Raw genomic sequence first — 20,668 nt, 5'->3', positions numbered from 1 at the left:
AAACAAACGAAAAACGCCGCCAAATCTGGCGGCGTTTTTTTAGTTTAGGCTGGTGTCAGTGGACCGAGGTCAACCGGTGCCTTACTTTCGTCCGGTACGAAAAAGTCGGGCGCAAGCGCGACAGTCGGGTCAACCCGATACTTGTCAAAATCAGACACCCCCCGTTCGGCAAGGAACGTGTCGTCAATCAGGAACTGTCCGGTCAGTTCTTTGGAAGGTGTCGTGAAAATTTCGTAGGCTGCATCGGCAAGGATATCCGGGGTCCGGCTCTGTTGCATCATCTTGTCGCCGCCAATGATATTTTTGATCGCCGCTGTTGCGATGGTGGTGCGTGGCCAGAGCGCATTCACCGCCACTCCTTTGGAACGGAGTTCCCCGGCAAGCCCGAGAACGACTAGGCTCATGCCATACTTCGCGATCGAATAAGGCGTAAATGGCGCAAACCATTTTTCCTGCATATCGAGAGGCGGCGACAGCATCAGGACATGAGGGTTTTCGGATTTTACAAGATGCGGGATAGCGTGTTTGGAGCAGGCGAGTGTACCGCGCGTGTTGATCTGATGCATTAAGTCAAACCGCTTCATATCGGTTTGAGAGACCGGAGTTAATTGAATGGCGCTCGCATTGTTGACCACGATGTCCAACCCGCCAAAATGCTCGGCACTTTTATCTATCGCTGCCTTGACCGCCTCATCGTCCCGTACATCGAGAACCAGGGGTAAAGCTTTGCCGCCAGCCGCTTCGATTTCTTCTGCTGCAGAAAAGATCGTGCCCTCCAGCTTGGGATGAGGTTCGGCAGTTTTTGCAGCGATGGCAACATTGGCGCCATCCCGCGCCGCGCGCAGGGCAATCGCCTTGCCAATTCCACGCGAGGCACCTGTGATGAAAAGGGTTTTTCCGTTTAAGCTCATTTTTTTCTCCCAGTTTTTGCGGTTTAGGCGCTTACTTTCTTCATCATGAAGGCCTGAAAAGCCGAAACGGTTTCAGGCGATGTCAGCCGCTCCGCGAAAATTTTTGCCTCAGCCTCTACCCGTTCTGCCAGTATTTCGGTGTCTCCCCTCAACAGCTGCCGGGACAGCCGCATTGCCTCCGGCGGTTTGGCAGCAATCTCCTTCGCGCAGGACAGTGCGGCAGCATAAACGTCGTCCTCAATCTCATTGACCAGTCCGACTTCATAAGCCTTTTGTGCCGAGAACGGCCGTCCCAAACACAACAACTCAAATGCACGCGCATGTCCCATGAGGGCAGGTCCCAACAGACTGGAACCAGCTTCCGGAACCAGGCCTAGATCAACAAAAGGCGAGCGGATTATTGCGTTGGGGGCAGCAAACACCATGTCGCAATGCATGAGCAGCGTGGTTCCGACACCCACAGCAACACCATCGACGGCGGCCACCAATGGGGTCTCATTTCGTGCTAGCGCGCGAAGGAACCGCAGAACCGGCGTTTCCGACATTTCTACTTTGCCGGCGAATTTCAAAAAATCACCGATGTCATTTCCACCCGTAAAGGCGCCCGGGTGCCCCCAAATGAGCTGGCAGCGGATGCTTTCGTCGGTGTTCCCAGATTCCAATGCCTCCGCGAGCGCGGTATACATTTCACCAGTGAGCGCGTTCTTTTTTTCGGGGCGATCAAGACGCAGAGTCCTGACGCCGTCTTCTGTAGACTGCGTGATCATTTCGATTTTCCTCAGTTCGAACGCTTAGGACGCGAGCACTTCGGGATCGAACGACAAGATTGTGTCCGCTGATCCGATCACATCGTGCTTAAGGCTCGATGTCTCGTTCAAAAGTGTTGCAGCAAAGCTCCGGGCCATAATCGTTCTTTGGGTGCGCGCCGCACGGTTTTCAATGTCAGACCGGACAGCACCCTTTGCGAGCAGCACGCCGCCATAAGCCAGGCCCATCAAACGCAGATAGGGAGTTGCACCCGACAGCGCTTCAGACACGCGGCCATCTTTCTGAGCAGTCAGCATCCACTCGGTTGCCGTTTCCAACTCATCGAGCGCAGCCGACAGCTGCTCGGCGGTATCACCAAATTCGGGACGATTTGATGCAGCCACTTCACGAACAATCTCGCGCAGCTCGTTGATAAAGGCTTCTACGTGTCCCCCATCAGAAAGCGGCAGCTTGCGCATTACAAGGTCGATTGCCTGAATACCGTTCGTGCCTTCGTAAATCGGGGCAATCCTTGCATCGCGCAAATGCTGTGCCGCCCCCGTCTCTTCAACGTATCCCATGCCGCCATGGATCTGTATCCCCAGAGACGCGACCTCAACTCCGAAGTCTGTCGACAGCGCTTTTGCGATAGGCGTCAGAAGGCCGGCACGCTCTGTCCAGAATTTCTTTTTTTCCGGATCGGTGATCGCATGAGACATATCGATTGCATGCGCACATGAGTAGCAGATCGAGCGCGCAATCTGCGTGCGGGTCCGCATGCCCAGCAACGAACGTTTGATGTCAGGATGATGGGCGATTGAAATCATGCCCTTTTCCTGCTGCCCGGGAACCTGTCCTTGCTTGCGGTCCAAAGCATAGGCCTGCGCTTCTTGGGTCGCCCGCTCCGCAACACCCAGGCCTTGTATGCCGACAGCAAGGCGCGCATTGTTCATCATCGTAAACATGCACACCAAACCACGGTTTTCCTCTCCGACTAGCCAGCCGATTGCACCGCCATCATCGCCATAGACCATGGTGCAGGTAGGGGATCCGTGAATTCCCATCTTGTGCTCGACGCCTGTGCAGCGCACATCGTTGCGCGCGCCAAGCGATCCATCGTCGTTGACGAGAAACTTCGGAACGAGGAACAAGGAAATGCCCTTGGTGCCCGGAGGGGCGTCAGGCAACCGAGCCAACACCAAGTGGATGATGTTGTCGGTCATGTCGTGTTCGCCATAGGTGATATAGATCTTTTGACCGGAGATACGGTACGTGCCGTCGTCCGCCCGTTCGGCCTTTGCCTTCAGCGCATTCAGGTCAGATCCCGCTTGCGGTTCGGTCAGGTTCATTGTCCCGGTCCACTCGCCGGAAACGAGTTTGTCGAGGTACTTTGCCTTCAGTTCTTCAGATGCGTGCTTCTCCAGCGCTTCGATCGCACCGATCGTCAGCGTCGGGCCAATGGCAAAGGCCATTGAGCCGGAGTTCCACATTTCCATGGCGGCAGCGGCCAGCATCTGCGGCAAGCCTTGCCCTCCATGATCAGGGCTTGCTGTCAAGCCATTCCAGCCACCCGAAATCCAGTTGTGATAAAGGTCGCGCCAGCCCGGAGGCGTCGATACGACACCGTTTTCAAGCGGAGTGCCATGCTTGTCTGCGATGGCATTGAGCGGGGCGATTTCCTCCGATGCAAAACGCCCGGCTTCATTGAGAATGGCATCGAGCAAGTCATCGCTCAATTCAGCGTAATCTGGCTGTTGCTGAAGATCTTGAAGATCGCAAACAGACTTAAGCGTAAACGCAATTTCGTCTACCGGTGCGCGGTACATGGAGGTCCTCCCTGACCAAGTGTTCGGCGCCAACGAGCCGTGACTGGCGCCGTCTTGTAAATTGATGCGCTAGGCCAGCTTGACGAACAGGCCGCCCCGGCTCAAAACGCGCATCCAGCTCTTGTGGGCAGGACGATACCTTGGTTTACGTAAACGTCAAGTCGTATCCCAGCGGCAGGTCCGCATTTTTTGACGATCGGCTGTATTTTTGGGGCAGCGAGGAACACGACATGAAACGTTGGTCAATCGATCTGAAAGAGACAAGCTGGACCGGCAGTGCTGAGGCGCGAGCTGCTGCGGATACGCTGCTCAGGGGCGGTCTCGTTGCCATTCCCACCGAGACCGTCTACGGCCTTGCGGCAGACGCAACAAACTCTTTGGCATGCGCGAGCATCTACGAAGCTAAGGGCAGACCCCAATTTAACCCGCTGATTTGCCATATTGATTCAATCGAAACCGCGCAACAGCATGGCGCATTCGACCCGGTTGCTGACAGACTTGCCGAAACTTTCTGGCCAGGGCCGCTTACCCTCGTCGTCCCCAAAAAAACAACCTCACCGGTTTGTGACCTGGCAACCGCCGGCCTTGATACAATTGCCCTTCGAGTGCCTGCTGGGCCAGTTATGCGTTTCATGGCGCGAATAAGCCGCCGCCCCCTGGCAGCTCCCAGCGCCAATCGCTCCGGCCGCATCAGCCCGACAACAGCTGAACACGTGATTGCGGACTTGGAACCTGCGCTCGACTTCCTGATCGATACGGGGCCTTGCCCGGTCGGCGTCGAATCCACCATTGTTTCGGTTGTTGATGGAACAGCGAGGCTCCTACGTGTTGGTGGTGTTGAACGTGAGGCTCTCGTTGAGGCGCTCGGTGGGCGGCCGCTGCTGGAGGGGCCGACAACCAATGACACAGCCCCTGCTGCACCAGGAATGATGACATCGCACTATGCTCCTGATGCCCTGGTTGTCTTGAATGTCGACCGAATCGATCCCGGGGATGTGGTGCTCGCTTTTGGTCCGACCTTGCCTGAAAATTCAAGCTTAGCATCAAGACTCTTAAACCTCAGCCCGACGGGCAACTTGAAGGAGGCTGCCGCCAATCTGTTCGGCTATTTACGGCAATTGGACTCGGGCCAAAGCACCGCGATCAAAGTCCAAAAAATTCCCGAAAATGGCCTCGGCGAAGCAATTAATGACCGTTTGCGCCGGGCTGCGGCTCCGCGCTAGAAGTGGATGGGCAATTTTATTGCAAAAACTACCTAAATCATTTTCACAAACTTTTCGACAAATCGTCCAAACAGACAACGCGCATGTGGAAAGGTGAAAACAATCTGGGGTTTTCACGGCAATACCCTCAGCAATCGTTTGGAACATGGGCCGATGGCGCGATGGAATCATATACCCTTTGGTGAGCAGATGCAGCGGACCTCCCCACGGGCTTTACGCCCGCACCTCCAAGCAAGCCGGCGCCCAATTGTGCCGGCTCTTTTTTTGGGATCCCGTCAAACTGCTTTCAACCAAGTGCACTGAAAGGTTCAGTATCCGAGATAGGATTCGCCGAGGCTGTCGCGATATTTGTCGACCCACGCCGTATTAATTTTGGCGATCGTTCCATCGGCATCAAGTTCGCTAAAGCAACGGTTGAAATCCTCGGTATGCTGAGGGTCTCGGAATACCATCGCGTAAGGGCTGGATTCGAAAACCGCCTTGAATGTGACCGGCTGGTTCGGATCAAAGCGCAGATCGGCTTGTCCTTGGAGTTGGCGATTATACTCCGCAAACAGCATGCCATCCCCGATGATCGCGTCGACACGCCCCCCGAATAGGGAACGGCTCTGAGTGATTTGATCCGTGACCTCGCGGTAGTCGTCAAATGACCCTGTATGCTCAGAAAGACCCGGGATGATTGACCCAGCACCTTTGAATGCAATGACCTTTTTTCCCGCAAGATCTTCCAGCCCATTGTATTCAGTTCCGGCCCCGGTCAGGAACGAAACACCATTCTGGTAACGTATGTAGACATTCGATTCTGCCCCGCCTACTGGCATACCGACCGGAACGGTGGCGACAGCATCGCCTGCCCCGGACTTGAAGCTCTCCCAATGGCGCGTAAAAGGCTGAATCTCGAAAGTGACTTCGTGGCCGCATTTCTCGAGGGTCTTCTTAATAATCTCCGCCTCCCGTCCTTGGCCATCTGCCAAAAACATGGGTGGCAGGTCACCGGCCAGAACCGTTATCTGATCTGCGGAGGCAGGTATCGTGAGCGCCGCAAATGCGACTGCTGAAAAGACGGAATTCATAAGCGTCATGTCATTTTCCCCTGTGGCGTAGGATGCACGCCGCATTGGACGGGGACAAAATAAAACAAACGTTGCGCAAAAATGTTGAAACTCTCACGGATTTGCAGATTTCGTCTGAACTTTCGAATTTTCGGGTGGTTTCTCCAACAGGGTGCACTGACACCTGTGCGATTGACACATGTGGGCCGACCCGTTCAGATGGCCTTCACCATAAGAGAACAACATCTGATCTCCGGAAACGCCCGCCGTGTCGACACTCCTGCTTCATCATTCGAGTTATCTTGATCACCTTACTCCCGTTGGCCACCCTGAACGCCCTGACCGGCTGCGCGCGGTTGACCGGATATTGGAGCATGAGAAGTTTCAGGCGCTCGAACGTGATCTAGCCCCCGTGGGAACCGTTGAAGACATAGCCCGTGCGCATCCAATGTCCTATGTCGATATGCTGCACAATCTGTCGCCGGATGAGGGTCTTGCCCGGGTTGATGCAGATACCACCATGTCACCGGGCACTTGGGAGGCCGCGCTTCGCGGCGTAGGCGGAGCTTGCCGGGCTGTGGACGAGGTCTTGGACAAAAAAGTCCAAAACGCTTTTTCGGCCTCACGCCCTCCCGGCCACCATGCGGAAAAAGACCGCGCCATGGGATTTTGTTTTTTCAACAATGTGGCTGTTGCAGCCCGCTATGCGCAAAACAAGTATGGTCTAGACCGTGTCGCCATCATTGATTTCGATGTCCACCATGGCAATGGGACCCAGGATATTTTTTGGTCAGACCCGAGCGTCATGTACTGCTCCACGCACCAAATGCCGCTTTACCCAGGTTCCGGAGCTGCGGATGAGACCGGCGACGCCGGGACCATTGTTAATGCGCCGCTACCGCCAGGTGCCGACGGGACTGTTTTTAAAGAAGCGATGGACAGCGTCATACTGCCACGACTCAACGACTTCAGACCCGAGTTGGTTATCATTTCTGCCGGTTTCGATGCTCACATGCGTGACCCGCTTGGTGGGCTGAACTTTACCGAGACAGATTTTGCGTGGGCAACCCGAGCTTTGATGGGTATTGCCGATCAACATGCCGACGGGCGCGTTGTGTCAGTGCTAGAGGGCGGCTATGACTTGGAGGGGCTCGCGCGATCCGTGGCAGCTCATGTTTTAACCTTGATGGACGCATGACCATCTGCAGGTGACGCGTTCGCAATCAGCAAACCAACCCAATACCGGACCGATATGACCAACACAGAAGTGCCTCAGGATATCGCCTCCCTTACCTTCGAAGATGCCTTGAAGCAGCTGGAAACGATTGTCAGGGAATTGGAACAGGGGAACGTTCCATTGGAGCGCAGCATCGAAATCTACGAACGCGGCGCGGCATTGCGCCAGCATTGCGACAAACTGCTGAAATCGGCAGAATCAAAAGTCGAGAAGATTCAGCTTGGGCACGACGGGGCAGCGGCGTCCACCACACAGCTCGATCCGGAAAGCTGAGGGCGAGCAGGACAACCAGTCCGGCAAACCGGCAATTGGACAATCGTTTTGAGCGAATTGGTGGTTGCCAATTGGTAGTGTTTCCGCGACCCTCTTTTTATGCTTTCGCTAACCGCAAACGATGAAATTAAGATTATTGAGGGTGTGCACCGAAGCACCCTTCAGCAGGAAACTCTTCCTGCAGCCCTGTCGCACGCCGAACAAAAGTTGGAATGCAAGCTCTTTGTGATCGAGTTTGACCGGTTCGAGCATCACACAGGGCGGTACTGCTGCCCTGAAAAAGCAGCGCAATTGATCGATTTCCTGACCGGTATCAAGGCTGAAGGCAACACATCGGCTTTAACCTTCCTGCTGCGTACAGCATCTGCGAACTATCCCTATTGCAAGGCAAAGCTCTTGTCGCAATGGCCCGAGGGCGCAGGCATGCTTGACCGCGTTTGCCAACACTCGAACCCGAACGACATTGCGAATTGGCCGGGTTTCATCACCCCACTTATCAGAGACAACAGCAGATGTGTGTTGTTCGGCTGTCTTTTTCCAAACATCGCAATTTCGGATGCGGATCCTGCGGCTGTCGCACCAGTGTTTTCACGATTGTCCAAAGCGCTGCTGGTTGCACTGAATGTTCATGACAAGATTGCGCAATTCCCGCCACAGCAGGACATGCTCGGCTTTCTCTTTCAAAGCCCCGGACAGCTGTCCTTCATTCTCGACAGGGATTTTCGATTGGTCCAGCCCTCGATGCGTGATGTTCCTCTTGAAACCATCGGCCACTTGTTCGACTGCCGCGCAGACCGCATCGTTCCCCGGGTCCGGGATATTGAAGCCGCCCTCATTGCCGTCTCGGACGAATTGGCAAATGCGGCGCGACAGAACAAATCCGGGGCATGCCGCCCGACCGAGCCGCACTCGATCTTTGTCGAAAACGACCATCGCGCGTTGTCCCACGTGGTTGTGCGTGGCGTTAGCCGTAAACCCACGACAGTAGGGCCATCTCAAGACCACATTCTCATCGTGGTGCGAGATCAGCGCCCGCCTTCCAAGCAGGTCGTTTCTTTGCTGAATTCAAGGTTTGGATTGTCGTCGCGAGAAGCTGAACTGGCATATCATTTGTCGATTACCGGCTCGATGCAGGACACCCTGACCCGGCTGGAAATTACCCGGAACACGGCCAAGACTCATCTGCGCAGGATTTTCGAGAAAACAAACTGCCAGTCCCAGCTGGCACTCTCCCGCCTTGTTCACGAGCTGGGTCAGCTCTTCTAACGCAGATCCACATTGCAAAACCGCGTTAAAAAAAGGGGCCGCAAGAGCGGCCCCAGTTGATCACTGTGCACGTGGCCCCATCGACCACGTGTATTTGCTATGACACTTCGCGCATTAATGCATCACCCTAAAGGGTGATAGATGGCTTTTTTTACCAATATAGACCAAAAATTGTAGTGTGAGGTGTAACGCTGCGGTGAAAGCAGCGACAAAGCTACCCGCTAATTGCCCGCACTACGGTTTGCGCCCTAGATACGCATCGTGTAAGGCTGCCCAACATTACAGCAGAGAGATGATCGTACCGTGAAATCCCCACTGGATACCCCACTTCTTGACCAAATTATCAAGCCGGCAGACCTGCGCAAGTTTCCAGAAACAGATCTGAAACAGATTGCAGAGGAAGTCAGGGCCGAGATGATCGATGCCGTGTCCATTACGGGCGGTCACCTGGGAGCAGGTCTCGGCGTGGTGGAGCTCACGGTCGCGCTGCACTACGTCTTCAACACTCCGGACGATCGCTTGATCTGGGATGTCGGCCATCAGTGCTATCCCCACAAGATATTGACCGAACGCCGAAACCGAATCCGCACGCTCAGGCAGGGCAATGGACTGTCGGGGTTCACCAAACGTGCTGAAAGCGTGTATGACCCGTTTGGCGCCGCCCATTCGTCGACATCCATCTCGGCCGGCCTTGGCATGGCTGTGGGCCGGGATCTTGATGGCGGTGACAACAATGTTGTCGCGGTCATCGGCGACGGCGCAATGTCTGCGGGCATGGCCTATGAAGCCATGAACAATGCTGGGTCTCTCGGTTCAAGACTCATCGTGATCCTCAACGACAACGACATGTCCATAGCGCCGCCGGTCGGGGCCATGTCCGCCTACCTCGCCAAGCTGGTATCGGGCAAAACCTACCAGTCTCTGCGGGACGCGGCCAAATCATTTGCAAAAACACTGCCGAAGCCTCTTCAGGAAAAAGCTGCGCGCGCAGAAGAGTACGCACGTGGTTTCTGGACCGGCGGAACACTGTTCGAGGAGCTGGGATTTTATTATGTCGGTCCAGTTGACGGGCACAATCTCGACCATCTGCTTCCCATCCTGAAGAATGTGCGAGACACCCATCACGGCCCAGTCCTGATCCACGCCGTCACGCAAAAGGGCAAAGGATATGCGCCGGCAGAAGGCGCGAAAGACAAGTATCATGGGGTTGCAAAGTTTGATGTCGTCACCGGCAAACAGGCAAAGCCAAAAGCAAACGCACCGAGCTACACCAACGTTTTCGCGACCTCGCTGATCCGAGAGGCCGAGGAGGACGAGAAGGTTGTAGCTATCACCGCAGCAATGCCTGATGGCACCGGCTTGAATCTGTTTGGCGAAGCCTTCCCGAAGCGCACTTTCGACGTTGGCATCGCGGAACAACACGCCGTTACGTTCGCTGCGGGGCTTGCTACCGAGGGATACAAGCCCTTCGCCGCAATATATTCAACCTTTCTGCAGCGCGCGTATGACCAAGTGGTGCACGATGTCGCAATTCAGGGCTTACCGGTCCGTTTCCCGATCGATCGCGCAGGTCTTGTAGGCGCCGACGGGCCAACCCACGCCGGTGCTTTTGACACCGCGTATTTGAGCTGCTTGCCCGGATTTGTCGTGATGGCCGCGGCGGATGAAATCGAACTGCGCAATATGGTTGCGACGGCTGTCGCATACGATGAAGGCCCCTTGTCATTCCGTTATCCGCGCGGCGAAGGTGTCGGACTCGACATGCCAGAGCGCGGGACAGTCTTAGAAATTGGCAAAGGACAAATCCGCCGGGAGGGCACAAAGGTTGCGCTTCTGTCGTTTGGAGGCAGGCTGTCGGAATGCCTTAAAGCAGCCGATGAACTGGACGCGGCCGGACTGCCGACAACCGTGGCGGACGCCCGGTTTGCTAAACCGCTTGATCTGGAGCTGATTAACCGGCTGGCACGGGAACACGAAGTTCTTGTAACGGTGGAAGAAGGCTCAGTTGGCGGCTTTGGAAGTCACGTTCTGTCCGCTCTGGCCGAACAAGGTTTGCTTGATCATGGTTTGAAAATCCGGACGATCTGCCTGCCCGACCGCTACATTGATCAGGACAAGCCTGATGCTATGTACCGCGACGCAGGATTGTCGGCCGACGGCATTTTGAAAGTGGTGTTTCAAGCTCTTGGCGATTTAAAACTGACCGACACAGTCAGGGCCTGATTTTTTCGTCTGTGAATGCTCCGAGCTATGCAATTTTAGTGGATTGACATAGCAGTCCATCGCTGAGAAGCGTGGGTTTAAGTAGTACCTACTTACGCGCCGGCAGATCTGTCGGCGCATTGTTTTTAAACCGCATTCAGTCGGAGCGCGGCAATGGCGCAAACTTTGGCCTCCATCTCGGCGCTGCTGCTGTCGGTTTCGTTATTGGTCTTAGGCCACGGCCTGCAGTCCACGCTCTTGCCGCTGGCGGCCTCTCAGGCTGCTTTTACCGATCTACAAATCGGTTTGATCTCATCCGCTTACTTTATCGGAATGGTTCTGGGGTGCCTTGGTGCACCGCACGTGATTATGCGCGCCGGACATATTCGCGCCTATGCAGCGATGGTTTCCCTTATGTCGGCAGCTGCGATATTGCATCCCATCCTGGTGGAACCGGTCGCCTGGTTTGCCATCCGCGTCATTTCCGGCTTCTGTCTTGCAGCGTTTTACATGATCGTAGAGAGTTGGCTGAATGAGCGGGCCAGCAACGAAAACCGCGGCATGGTTATGTCGGTTTATGTTGTCGTGCTGTTCGGCTCCTTGATGATGGGCCAAGTGTCAATCTCGATCATGGACATCAACTCATTCATACCATTTGCCATCGCATCGGTCGTCGTCAGCTTGGCGGTCATGCCTGTTGCGTTGACGACAACCAACCAGCCGGCCCCTATTGCCTTGGTCCAGTTCCGGCCGGTCAAGCTTTACCGCAACTCTCCTGCCGCGATGGTTGGTTGTCTTCTGATCGGCATTGCCAATGGCGCGCTTTTAACCCTAACACCGCTCTATGGCTCGCAAATCGGGCTATCAACCGAACAATCCGCTTTTTATGCCGCGGCAATTATCGGAGGCGGCATGTTATCTCAATGGCCGATCGGGCGCCTGTCGGACAGCATGGATCGCCGTTATGTCCTTATGGGACTCGGTGCGTTTACGGCTGCTTCATCTCTTGCAATCGTACTGATTGCCCCAACCGGATTTTATGCCGCCGCAGGGCTTGCAATCGTGGTCGGTGTCTTTTCGCAGCCAGCGTATGCGATCGCGACCGCACACGGCTATGACTACGCAGATCCGGAGGACTTTGTCGAAACCTCCTCCGGCCTTTTGTTAGCATTTGGGATCGGATCTGTTGGTGGTCCGCTAACGGCATCGATACTGATGGAAAGAGTTGGGCCGAGCGGTCTTTACATGATGGTGATCGTGGTGGAGCTGGCAATGGTTGCATTCATCATGACGCGTATTTTCTCTCGCAGCTCGTTGACGCAAGACGAAAAAACCGACTTCGAATACGCCACCACCGCTCAGGTTGGCACCGTTCTTTCGTCGGAGCCTCTGGATGTGGACGCCGACAACGTCATCGCACCTGAAGAGTTTCCCGCTTATGAAGACATGATCTACAGCCCAGAGGCTGAAGAAATCACCGAGGAGGTAATTCTCGTGGATGACGGCGATGATCTCGACGAACAGGACCCTGAGCCCGAAGCAGAAGGCCAACCGGGTGGCCAAGAACACTCCAAACAAACCGAAAAGGCCTAGGGCTTAAAACGCTCGTTGCGGCATTCTGGCTCTCGACCGCACTTCAATTTCATGATCAATAACGCGGCATGAACATCACAAAAGGCATCCTTCTCGACTTGAAAGCAGAGCGAAAACCAATCGCTGTGCTCGCCGGATACGCCGTGTTGTTCAGGCTTTTGTTTGTTGCGGTGGGCATGGCCCTTTCGCCCGAGAGCATGGCCGCAGGTTTACTTCAACTCTGCCAGCCGTCTCAGGAGCTTGCACCGCAACATTCCGCACCGGCCCACCACCCGGCAACATGTGAATGCGGGCCGGTTTGCCCGCACGGCCATGTCCAATTTTCTGATCCAGCGCCCGAGGGATTCGCTGTTCCTCAAAACGATGCACACCGGGCAGCATTTGGAATTACTTTTTCCGAACTAATCGCCCCATACCAGCGGTTAAGGCTCATCCGCGGGCCACCTGATTTCCTTAGCTGAACATTTTCCGGGCAAACGCCCTCTTCTTTCAGAACTCAAGGAAAACAAGATGATTTTTTTGAAGGCGATGGCTGCCGGCGCAGCCTTATTGGCAGCTGCAACCACTGCAAGCGCCGATCAGATCAAGCACGGCGATTTGATTATCGAAAACACGTGGACCCGCGCTACACCTCCGAGGGCGAAAGCCGGTGGCGGATTTATTACCATCACGAACAATGGCTCGAAAGAAGACCGTCTTGTTGCAGCCACCTCACCGGTTTCGCCACGGGTTGAGCTGCATGAGATGGCCGTGAACGATGGCGTGATGCAAATGCGAGAGCTGGCTGACGGGATTACCATTCCAGCCGGCGAGACGATATCGCTTGAACCTGGCGGCCTGCACATCATGTTCATGGGTATAGGCGAAGGATTCAAACAAGGCTCGCAAGTACCGGTCACACTAAGTTTCGAGCATGGCGGCGATATCGAGGTAAATCTGTCTGTCGCAAAAATCGGCGCAAAAAACATGGAACATGGTTCCATGGACCACGGTGATCATTCCGGGCATGAAGATCATTCCGGACACGGACACAATTGAGGACGAGATGTCAGGATTAAAAATCGTGCGCTATGGAGCTTGGGCGGCAGTTGCTGTCCTTGCCATTGCATCCGGCGCACTTGTGTACACGCAGACGATGAACTCGGACAGCCGTGGGGCATTGGTCGACCCTATTTCAGCGATCGGCGGTCCTTTTGAATTGGTCAATGGCGACGGTACGACCGTGACTGATACGGATTTGGCGGATAAACCGAAGGTGTTTTTCTTCGGTTTCACCTTCTGCCCGGATGTATGCCCGACCACCTTGTCGGAAGTGCAGGGATGGATCGACAAACTCGGACCTGATGCCGACAAGTTGCACTATGCTTTCATTACCGTGGATCCGGAACGGGATACGCCTGAGGTTATCAGCGAGTATGTATCTGTTTTCGACGATCGTATTTTGGCTTTGACTGGATCAAAAGAACAGATTGACGCGGCAATTAAGGCGTACAGGGTCTACGCAAAAAAGGTCCCGCTTGACGACGGCGATTATACAATGGACCATTCGGCCGCAGTGTTTCTAATGGACAAGGACAACCGCTTCGTCGGCACAATTGCTTATGGAGAAGCGGAAGAAAACGCGCTCAAAAAGCTGAACCGGCTGATCGAGAACGCTGAAGGAACATCTTGAGGCAAACATGAACGCACCGATGCGCATGCCGCTTTATGCAGGACTGGGACTGGGAGCCGCTATCGTGCTCACAGCCTCTGGACTCCTGTGGCTGCGCGCCGGTGAACGTGTATATTTCGACAAGATCCTTGCTGGTATCGCGGGTTGCTTCTGAGCCACTCTAAAATCTTTGCATCCCGAAACACATCGAATAAGCGGCTGATATGACCAAACAGCGTCTCGACCAGCATCTTGTCGATATCGGCAAGTTTCCCTCCCGCTCGCGGGCGCGCGACGCCATCACCCGCGGCACTGTCACCGTGAATGGGAGAATTGTTGAAAGACCGGCGCACAATGTTGCCGAGGGCGCGACAATCGAGGTCAGTGACCCCGCTTCCCGATACGTGTCCCGCGCGGCACTAAAGCTGCTGGCTGCACTTGATCTGTTTGCTATGGATCCAAGTGAGAAGATCTGTCTCGATGTTGGGGCCTCGACCGGCGGCTTCACACAGGTTTTGCTTGAACGCGGCGCTCGCAAGGTTCACGCCATAGACGTAGGCCACGATCAGTTGCATGACACTCTAAAGTCGGACCCACGCGTTGTCTGGCGGGACGGTTTGAATGCGCGAGACCTGACACCTGCAGATATTGCTCACGACACACCGCAAATCGTCGTTTCAGATGTAAGTTTCATCTCTTTGAAACTCGCACTCCCTCCCGCTCTTGCGCTGGCTGCGCCGGGCTCCGAAGCCGCACTATTGGTAAAACCTCAATTTGAAGCCGGCCGTGCGAATATCCGCAAGGGTGGTCTTGTTACCCCCGAGACAGCACTCACCACGGCCAATACTCTTAGAGATTGGCTGGGCAGTATGTCTGGGTGGCAGGCCGGTGCGCTCGAGCCATCTCCGATCGTCGGTGGAGACGGAAATCTGGAATGGCTGCTTTACGGGCGAAAGACCGGCAGCTGACCATTGACTTGCACTTTGGACATCTGAGCGCTATCGCTCGCCAATGACAGAAACAGAACTTCAAATTTCGAAACTTGGGCATCGCGGCGACGGTATTGCGGAAACGCCAGATGGCCCGATCTATGTTGCTGGTGCCCTGCCCGGAGAGCGGGTGCGTGCACAGGTAGCCGCCGGACGTGCCAAGAACGTTTCCATACTCGAACAAAGCCCGCACCGGATTGCCCCGCACTGCCCGCATTTCGGCACATGCGGCGGCTGTACGGTGCAGCATCTCGATGAACCGTCCTATCTAGATTGGAAAACCGGGCTCGTCACCAGCGCTCTGCGAGACCGCGGCATTCTGCACACTGTGGAGCCAACCGTTCCCTCGAAACCAGGAAGCAGGAGGCGCGCAGTCCTTACGGCAGCCTGGTCAGGCAGAACACTGGTGCTCGGGTATCATGAAAAAGCCAGTAAACGTCTTGTCGACGTCCGTGAATGTCCCGTATTAAAGCCTGAAATTGTTGCGTTGCTTCCGAATTTGCGCAACCTGGCGCAGCAAGTGACCCCAAAAAAGGGCGAGCTGAAAGTCGTCGTCCTTTGGACCAAGTCAGGTCCGGATGTCTCGCTTGAAGGCGCCGAAAAGTCATACGATCGGAAAATACCGGCACTGTCAAAGTCCGCTGCGGAGATGGACTTGGCCCGCCTTTCCGTCAACGGCGAAACTCTAATAGAAATCCGCCCGCCCGTCTTGGATATGGGCAAGATCCCAGTTGTCGCCCCGCCGGGAGGGTTCATTCAGGCGACGGAAGCCGCCGAAGAAGAGCTCAGTCGGTTGGTGTTCAACGGGCTGGGCCAGGCCAAAGAAATTGCTGACCTGTTCTGCGGTTCTGGCACATTTGCTTTGCGTATTGCTAGAAGCGCAAATGTACATGCGGTCGAAGGCGATGACAAAGCGCTGCGGGCACTGGATAAGGCCCTTCGTACACCGCGCGGGCTCAAGCGCGTGACGATGGAACGCCGCGACCTTTTCCGGCGTCCCCTGATCAAGCATGAACTTGAGCCCTACGACGCAGTGGTCTTCGATCCGCCGCGCGCCGGTGCACAGGCGCAAGCCGAGGCGCTGGCCGCTAGCAACATCGGGACCGTGGTCGCCGTATCCTGTAATCCGGCAACTCTTGCAAGGGATTTGCGGATACTAATCGATGGCGGATATGTGCTTCACACCGTCACGCCGGTAGACCAGTTTTTATATTCGCCCCATATTGAGTGTGTCGCAGTTCTGAAACGGGAATGACTTGATGGCCGATGCGGGTACGACAAATACGGAAAACCGACTGTTCGGACCGCCTTCGATTTCACGCCTTGCCCGCCGCACCCAATACGCTTTGCGGCAGACGAGCCGCGTTGCGCTGTACACACTTCACTCCGAAGCAATGCGCCGCGTCACTCAGCGGATTTCAAAAGACCTGCCGCCCGTGTCAAAACCTGTTCCGGATGGCCCCGTACCAAGCCAGCAGCAAATGCTCGCAGATATTGCGAAACTGTTCGCCGAGGACATGAAGGCTGTTGAGGCCGGACTTTATCCAATGCCTCAGGATGGCACCATGTCGCCAGCGGAACTGCTCGCAACGAGCAGGGCTTTTTTCAAGGACGTACCCAAAGTGGCCCGGCGCCGGGCCACGATGGCCCATCAGGAAGTCAACGAAACACCACCGGACTTTGCAAGTGCCCTGCCTCGCTACTACCGACAAAATTTTCACTTCCAGACCGACGGCTGGTTGTCGGAAGAAAGCGCGCGAATTTATGACTTCCAGGTGGATGTTTTGTTTTCGGGCGCCACGGCTGCCATGCGCAGGCGCGCATTGGTTCCTTTCGCACACATCCTGCAACGCCGTGACCAACGCAAAATCCGCTATGCGGATCTTGCCTGCGGTACCGGCGGGCTGATCCGCCCTGCCCTTGCCGCCTTTCCGGGCCTGAAAGGCATCGGAGTGGACTTGTCGGAGCCTTATCTCACCATCGCCCGCAAACGCTTGAAAGAACCAAGAGCTGCTTTTGTGACCGCCCCAGCAGAGAAGCTTCCCTTCGCGGACGACAGCATGGACGTTCTGTCCTGCGTCTACCTTTTCCATGAATTGCCGCCGAAGATAAGGCGGCAAGTCTTTTCGGAAGTGGCCCGTGTGCTCAAGCCGGGCGGGACGTTCTTGTTTGTCGATAGCCTGCAAACCGGTGATGTGCCGGAATATGATGGTTTATTGACCATTTTCCCGCAAATGTTCCACGAGCCTTATTACATGTCCTATCTGGGCGAAGACTTTGCGGATATGGCACAGGCCGTTAACCTCACTCAGACTGCTGTGGCGCCAGCTTTCGTGTCCCGTGTAGCGGTGTTCAAGAAGCCCTGACAATCGGACTGCCGCATAAGGCACCGCCATTGTTTCAGTGATACTGAAATTTTTTAACGCTCTATCTTGTAACTGAAATGCAGACATCGTAAATGATCCGAATGAGACTGGATCAGTGGTTGTCGCAACATGGGGAAAGCCGGAGCGCGTTTGCGCGCCGGGCCGACCTGTCACCCGCTTCGGTGACAGCACTTTGCAATGATCCCAACGTCTGGGTGTCGAGAGACATGGCCCGCAAGATCGCCATTGCGACCGATGGCGCCGTCACCCCGAACGACTTTTTAGGCCTTTCCACCACCAAGGAGCACCCTGTGACCCAAGCCCGTGTCGCTGAAGCCATCCGTGCATTTGAACGCGGCGAGATCGTTGTTGTTACCGACGATGACGACCGCGAAAATGAAGGCGATCTGATTGTTGCCGCATCCAAGGTAACACCGGAGCAGATGGCTTTCATGGTGCGCCACACATCCGGCATTATCTGCGCTCCCATGACGGTGCAAAGCGCTCGGCGCTTACGTCTTGACCCCATGGTTGCTGAAAATGACGCCCCGCTCGCAACTGCCTTTACCATCTCGGTCGACTACCGCCAGGGCCTCACGACCGGCATCTCAGCTGAAGAACGCTGCTCCACGGTCCGAGCGCTTGCCAACAACAATGTTGCAGCTGATGATTTCGTCCGGCCGGGCCACATTTTTCCGCTGGTGGCCAAAGAAGGCGGGGTTTTGATGCGGTCGGGCCACACGGAAGCGGCCGTTGATCTCTGCCGGCTTGCGGGTCTTGAAGAAGTTGGCGTCATCAGCGAACTGGTCAATGACGACGGCACCGTCAAACGCGGCGCCCAGGTTGCGGAATTCGCCGCAGATCACAATCTGAAAATGGTGTCGGTGGCTGATTTGATTGCCTGGCGCCAGCGTACAGAACGCCTGGTCGAGCGAATCAATGAGCAACCGGTCGACACGGTTGTTGGTCCGGCCTATGCCATGACCTACTCGACGCCTTACGATCCAATGCACCATGTTGCCATCGTCTATGGCGACATCCTCGACGGAAGGAGTGTGCCCGTTCGGCTGCAACTGGAGTCGGTTCTGGACGACGTCTTTGGAAAGACGCAGCCGCTCGACGCAACCATGCAGCATTTTTCAGATCGCGGACGAGGCATCATTGTCTATCTGCGTGAAGGCTCTGTTGGAGTTGCACGGCAATCAAAACGACCGAGAAGCGATTTTGAAGCGGCTGACGATGAAGAGCACAGCTCCGCACAAGCTAGACAGGAACAATGGCGGGAAGTTGGACTGGGCGCGCAGATTTTGAAGGATCTGGGTGTCAGCTCCATTCGTCTTTTGGCATCGCGCGAACGCCACTATGTCGGACTGGAGGGTTTTGATATAAAGATCGATGAAACCGAGATCATTGATAATTAAAACAAGGGATATCTTTTGAATGCGGCCTAGACCCACTGATCCTTTTGACAAGGAAGAAGAAGCCAAAGGCCCAGTCCCGTTCGCTATTGGGTTCGAAAAATCCAATGGCGAAGCCATGGTTTATGGCAGCCTCGTTCTCGGAGTGATTTTCCTCGGCGCATCCTTTGCGGCCGGTATACCACTGCTCGCGCTAGCAGCAATCGTTCCCCTTGGAATTTCCTTCTGGCACTATCCGATGATTGAGAAAAAACAGCCGCAGCTCGGTGCAAACAATGAGGGCCTTTTCGTGGAGCGCATTGGCTTTATCGACTGGGGCGCAATCAGAAGCCTCGATCTCAAAACGACTTCCGTGCGGAACATTGAATTGACGTCACTCAACATTCTGCTCAACCGAAGCCTTGAGGCCTCCATCGCCAAAAAACAGGGGTTTCCATTTTGGAAGCGTATAATGATGAAGAACTGGAAACGGCATCAGCGCGAGCACGGCCGAGACATGATCTCCATTCAACTGCACACCCTCACAAAGAAGCCGGAAGACATCTTGGACAGCATCACCGCCTTTGAAGCCTCCCGGCCGCAAGCGGGCCAGTAAGGATAACGTACAAGATTTTTCGCACTTTCGAATTTGACGGCTCCTTCTACAGTGTTTGAAGGAGAGTAAGGAATGTTTGATGAGACTGAAGGCTCCGAGCTGACGAATGTGCTCCGGATCGATGAGGCCCGTATCAAGGACCATCTTGGCGAGATGGTAGGTGGCACCGTTGAAGAAGCGCTGAATGCGATGTTGGACGCGGAAGCGGATCGATTGTGTGGTGCCGGGCGATATGAACGCAGTGACGGCCGCCAGGACACCCGTGCTGGCAGTTACGAGCGCTCCCTGCATACGAAAGCCGGCGACGTTAAGCTGAAGATGCCGACGCCCCGGCGTCAGACGTTTGAAACGGCGATCATCGAACGCTACCAGCGCCGGGAAAGCAGTGTCGAGGAAGCGCTGATCGAGATGTATCTGGCCGGTGTTTCCGTTCGACGGGTCGAGGACATCACGGAGGCATTATGGGGCACCCGGGTATCGCCCGGTACAGTGTCGAACCTGAACAAGAAGATTTACGCCAAGATCGAGGAATGGCGCCATCGGCCGATCGAGGGCGAACATCCCTATCTTTATCTCGATGGGATCGTCATGAAGCGGACTTGGGCAGGGGAAGTGCGGAACGTGTCCCTGCTTGTAGCCAGTGGTGTCAATTCCGAGGGTTACCGCGAGATTTTGGGGATCTGCGAAGGAGCCAAGGAAGACAAGTCCGGATGGTCAAACTTCCTGCGACATTTGGTTGATCGGGGTTTGAGTGGCGTGAAGCTGATCATTTCTGATGCCTGTCGGGGGCTCGTGGAGAGCGTGGCCGACTATCTGCCCGATGCGCAGTGGCAGCGCTGTATGGTTCACTTCTATCGCAATGTGTTCAGCCACGTCCCATCCACCAAGGTGCGCGAGGTCACGCACATGCTGAAGGCCATTCATGCCCAAGAGAACCGCAGGGCAGCACAGGAAAAGGCTGACGCTGTTATCGCAGACCTGCGGGCACAACGTCTGACACGAGCTGCCGATCTCATTGAAGAGAGCATCGACGAGACGCTGACCTACTACGGCTTTCCGGACAGCCATTGGCGCAAGATCAGGACGAACAATCCTCTGGAGCGGATAATGAAAGAGATCCGGCGGCGAACGCGAGTTGTCGGGGCGTTCCCGGATGGTCAATCATGCCTGAACCTGGCCGCGGCAAGACTCAGACATATCGCGGCCGGCAAATGGTCCGCCCGAAAATACATGAACATGGCACCGCTCTACCAGGAGCAACACCAAACCCACGGAGCCGTCGCCTGAAAACAAAAGTGCGAAAAATATTTGACACTACC

Annotated in this window: 19 protein-coding genes; 15 read left to right on the top strand and 4 right to left on the bottom strand. The window is 55.3% G+C overall.

Going from position 1 to position 20,668, the window contains the following annotated elements; genetic code table 11:
- Positions 1-44: 44 nt before the first annotated feature.
- Genes JM93_RS14180 through JM93_RS14170 form a run of 3 tightly spaced genes read right to left on the bottom strand, consistent with a single transcriptional unit; the run spans position 45 to position 3,484 of the window.
- Entirely contained in the window at positions 45-911 is an 867-nt protein-coding gene (locus JM93_RS14180) for an SDR family oxidoreductase (RefSeq protein ID WP_145344528.1), read from the bottom strand.
- Between the two features lie 23 nt (positions 912-934).
- Entirely contained in the window at positions 935-1,678 is a 744-nt protein-coding gene (locus JM93_RS14175; RefSeq protein WP_145344525.1) for a crotonase/enoyl-CoA hydratase family protein, read from the bottom strand.
- 24 nt (positions 1,679-1,702) lie between these two features.
- Positions 1,703-3,484, bottom strand: a complete 1,782-nt coding sequence (locus JM93_RS14170; RefSeq protein WP_145344522.1) for an acyl-CoA dehydrogenase — start codon at positions 3,482-3,484, stop codon at positions 1,703-1,705.
- 230 nt (positions 3,485-3,714) lie between these two features.
- On the opposite strand from JM93_RS14170, the gene JM93_RS14165 reads away from it, so the two are divergent.
- Positions 3,715-4,707, top strand: coding sequence for an L-threonylcarbamoyladenylate synthase (locus JM93_RS14165; RefSeq protein ID WP_145344519.1), 993 nt, complete (start codon positions 3,715-3,717; stop codon positions 4,705-4,707).
- Between the two features lie 308 nt (positions 4,708-5,015).
- Here JM93_RS14165 and JM93_RS14160 read toward each other — a convergent pair whose 3' ends face one another.
- Complete coding sequence (locus JM93_RS14160) at positions 5,016-5,789, bottom strand: substrate-binding periplasmic protein (protein WP_208995188.1); 774 nt, start codon at positions 5,787-5,789, stop codon at positions 5,016-5,018.
- Between the two features lie 238 nt (positions 5,790-6,027).
- Between JM93_RS14160 and JM93_RS14155 the strand changes: the two genes are divergently transcribed.
- The 14 genes from JM93_RS14155 to JM93_RS14095 all read left to right on the top strand — a co-directional run bounded on the left by JM93_RS14155 (position 6,028) and on the right by JM93_RS14095 (position 20,636).
- Positions 6,028-6,957: a histone deacetylase family protein gene (locus tag JM93_RS14155; RefSeq protein WP_145344516.1), complete on the top strand. Its 930-nt coding sequence runs from the start codon at positions 6,028-6,030 to the stop codon at positions 6,955-6,957.
- A gap of 54 nt (positions 6,958-7,011) precedes the next feature.
- Positions 7,012-7,269, top strand: coding sequence for an exodeoxyribonuclease VII small subunit (locus JM93_RS14150; RefSeq protein WP_145344513.1), 258 nt, complete (start codon positions 7,012-7,014; stop codon positions 7,267-7,269).
- 99 nt (positions 7,270-7,368) lie between these two features.
- Positions 7,369-8,535, top strand: a complete 1,167-nt coding sequence (locus JM93_RS14145) for a helix-turn-helix transcriptional regulator (RefSeq protein ID WP_145344510.1) — start codon at positions 7,369-7,371, stop codon at positions 8,533-8,535.
- A 303-nt stretch (positions 8,536-8,838) separates the two neighbouring features.
- Positions 8,839-10,758, top strand: coding sequence for a 1-deoxy-D-xylulose-5-phosphate synthase (dxs, locus tag JM93_RS14140; protein WP_145344508.1), 1,920 nt, complete (start codon positions 8,839-8,841; stop codon positions 10,756-10,758).
- A 153-nt stretch (positions 10,759-10,911) separates the two neighbouring features.
- Positions 10,912-12,330 carry an MFS transporter gene (locus JM93_RS14135; protein WP_145344506.1) on the top strand — a complete coding sequence of 473 codons (1,419 nt, stop codon included), beginning with the start codon at positions 10,912-10,914 and terminating at the stop codon, positions 12,328-12,330.
- Between the two features lie 510 nt (positions 12,331-12,840).
- Positions 12,841-13,368: a copper chaperone PCu(A)C gene (locus tag JM93_RS14130; RefSeq protein WP_145344504.1), complete on the top strand. Its 528-nt coding sequence runs from the start codon at positions 12,841-12,843 to the stop codon at positions 13,366-13,368.
- A 7-nt stretch (positions 13,369-13,375) separates the two neighbouring features.
- Complete coding sequence (locus JM93_RS14125; RefSeq protein WP_145345232.1) at positions 13,376-14,002, top strand: SCO family protein; 627 nt, start codon at positions 13,376-13,378, stop codon at positions 14,000-14,002.
- A 7-nt stretch (positions 14,003-14,009) separates the two neighbouring features.
- A complete protein-coding gene (locus tag JM93_RS21755) occupies positions 14,010-14,156 on the top strand; it encodes a hypothetical protein (RefSeq protein WP_155197454.1) in 147 nt (48 codons plus the stop codon).
- A gap of 49 nt (positions 14,157-14,205) precedes the next feature.
- Positions 14,206-14,949 carry a TlyA family RNA methyltransferase gene (locus JM93_RS14120; RefSeq protein ID WP_145344502.1) on the top strand — a complete coding sequence of 248 codons (744 nt, stop codon included), beginning with the start codon at positions 14,206-14,208 and terminating at the stop codon, positions 14,947-14,949.
- A gap of 43 nt (positions 14,950-14,992) precedes the next feature.
- Positions 14,993-16,225 (top strand): class I SAM-dependent RNA methyltransferase, encoded by a 1,233-nt coding sequence (locus JM93_RS14115; RefSeq protein ID WP_145344500.1) that lies wholly within the window; start codon positions 14,993-14,995, stop codon positions 16,223-16,225.
- Positions 16,226-16,229: 4 nt separating this feature from the next.
- Complete coding sequence (locus JM93_RS14110; RefSeq protein ID WP_145344499.1) at positions 16,230-17,336, top strand: class I SAM-dependent methyltransferase; 1,107 nt, start codon at positions 16,230-16,232, stop codon at positions 17,334-17,336.
- A gap of 101 nt (positions 17,337-17,437) precedes the next feature.
- Positions 17,438-18,757 (top strand): 3,4-dihydroxy-2-butanone-4-phosphate synthase, encoded by a 1,320-nt coding sequence (gene ribB, locus JM93_RS14105; RefSeq protein ID WP_145345229.1) that lies wholly within the window; start codon positions 17,438-17,440, stop codon positions 18,755-18,757.
- 19 nt (positions 18,758-18,776) lie between these two features.
- Positions 18,777-19,349 (top strand): hypothetical protein, encoded by a 573-nt coding sequence (locus JM93_RS14100; protein WP_145344498.1) that lies wholly within the window; start codon positions 18,777-18,779, stop codon positions 19,347-19,349.
- 72 nt (positions 19,350-19,421) lie between these two features.
- Positions 19,422-20,636, top strand: a complete 1,215-nt coding sequence (locus tag JM93_RS14095; RefSeq protein ID WP_145344497.1) for an IS256 family transposase — start codon at positions 19,422-19,424, stop codon at positions 20,634-20,636.
- Positions 20,637-20,668: the final 32 nt, after the last annotated feature.

It is taken from the genome of Roseibium hamelinense (assembly GCF_007830545.1).
Lineage (GTDB): Bacteria > Pseudomonadota > Alphaproteobacteria > Rhizobiales > Stappiaceae > Roseibium > Roseibium hamelinense.
The sequence above is the reverse complement of the archived record's forward strand: the minus strand, read 5'-3'. Positions and strand labels throughout refer to the sequence as shown.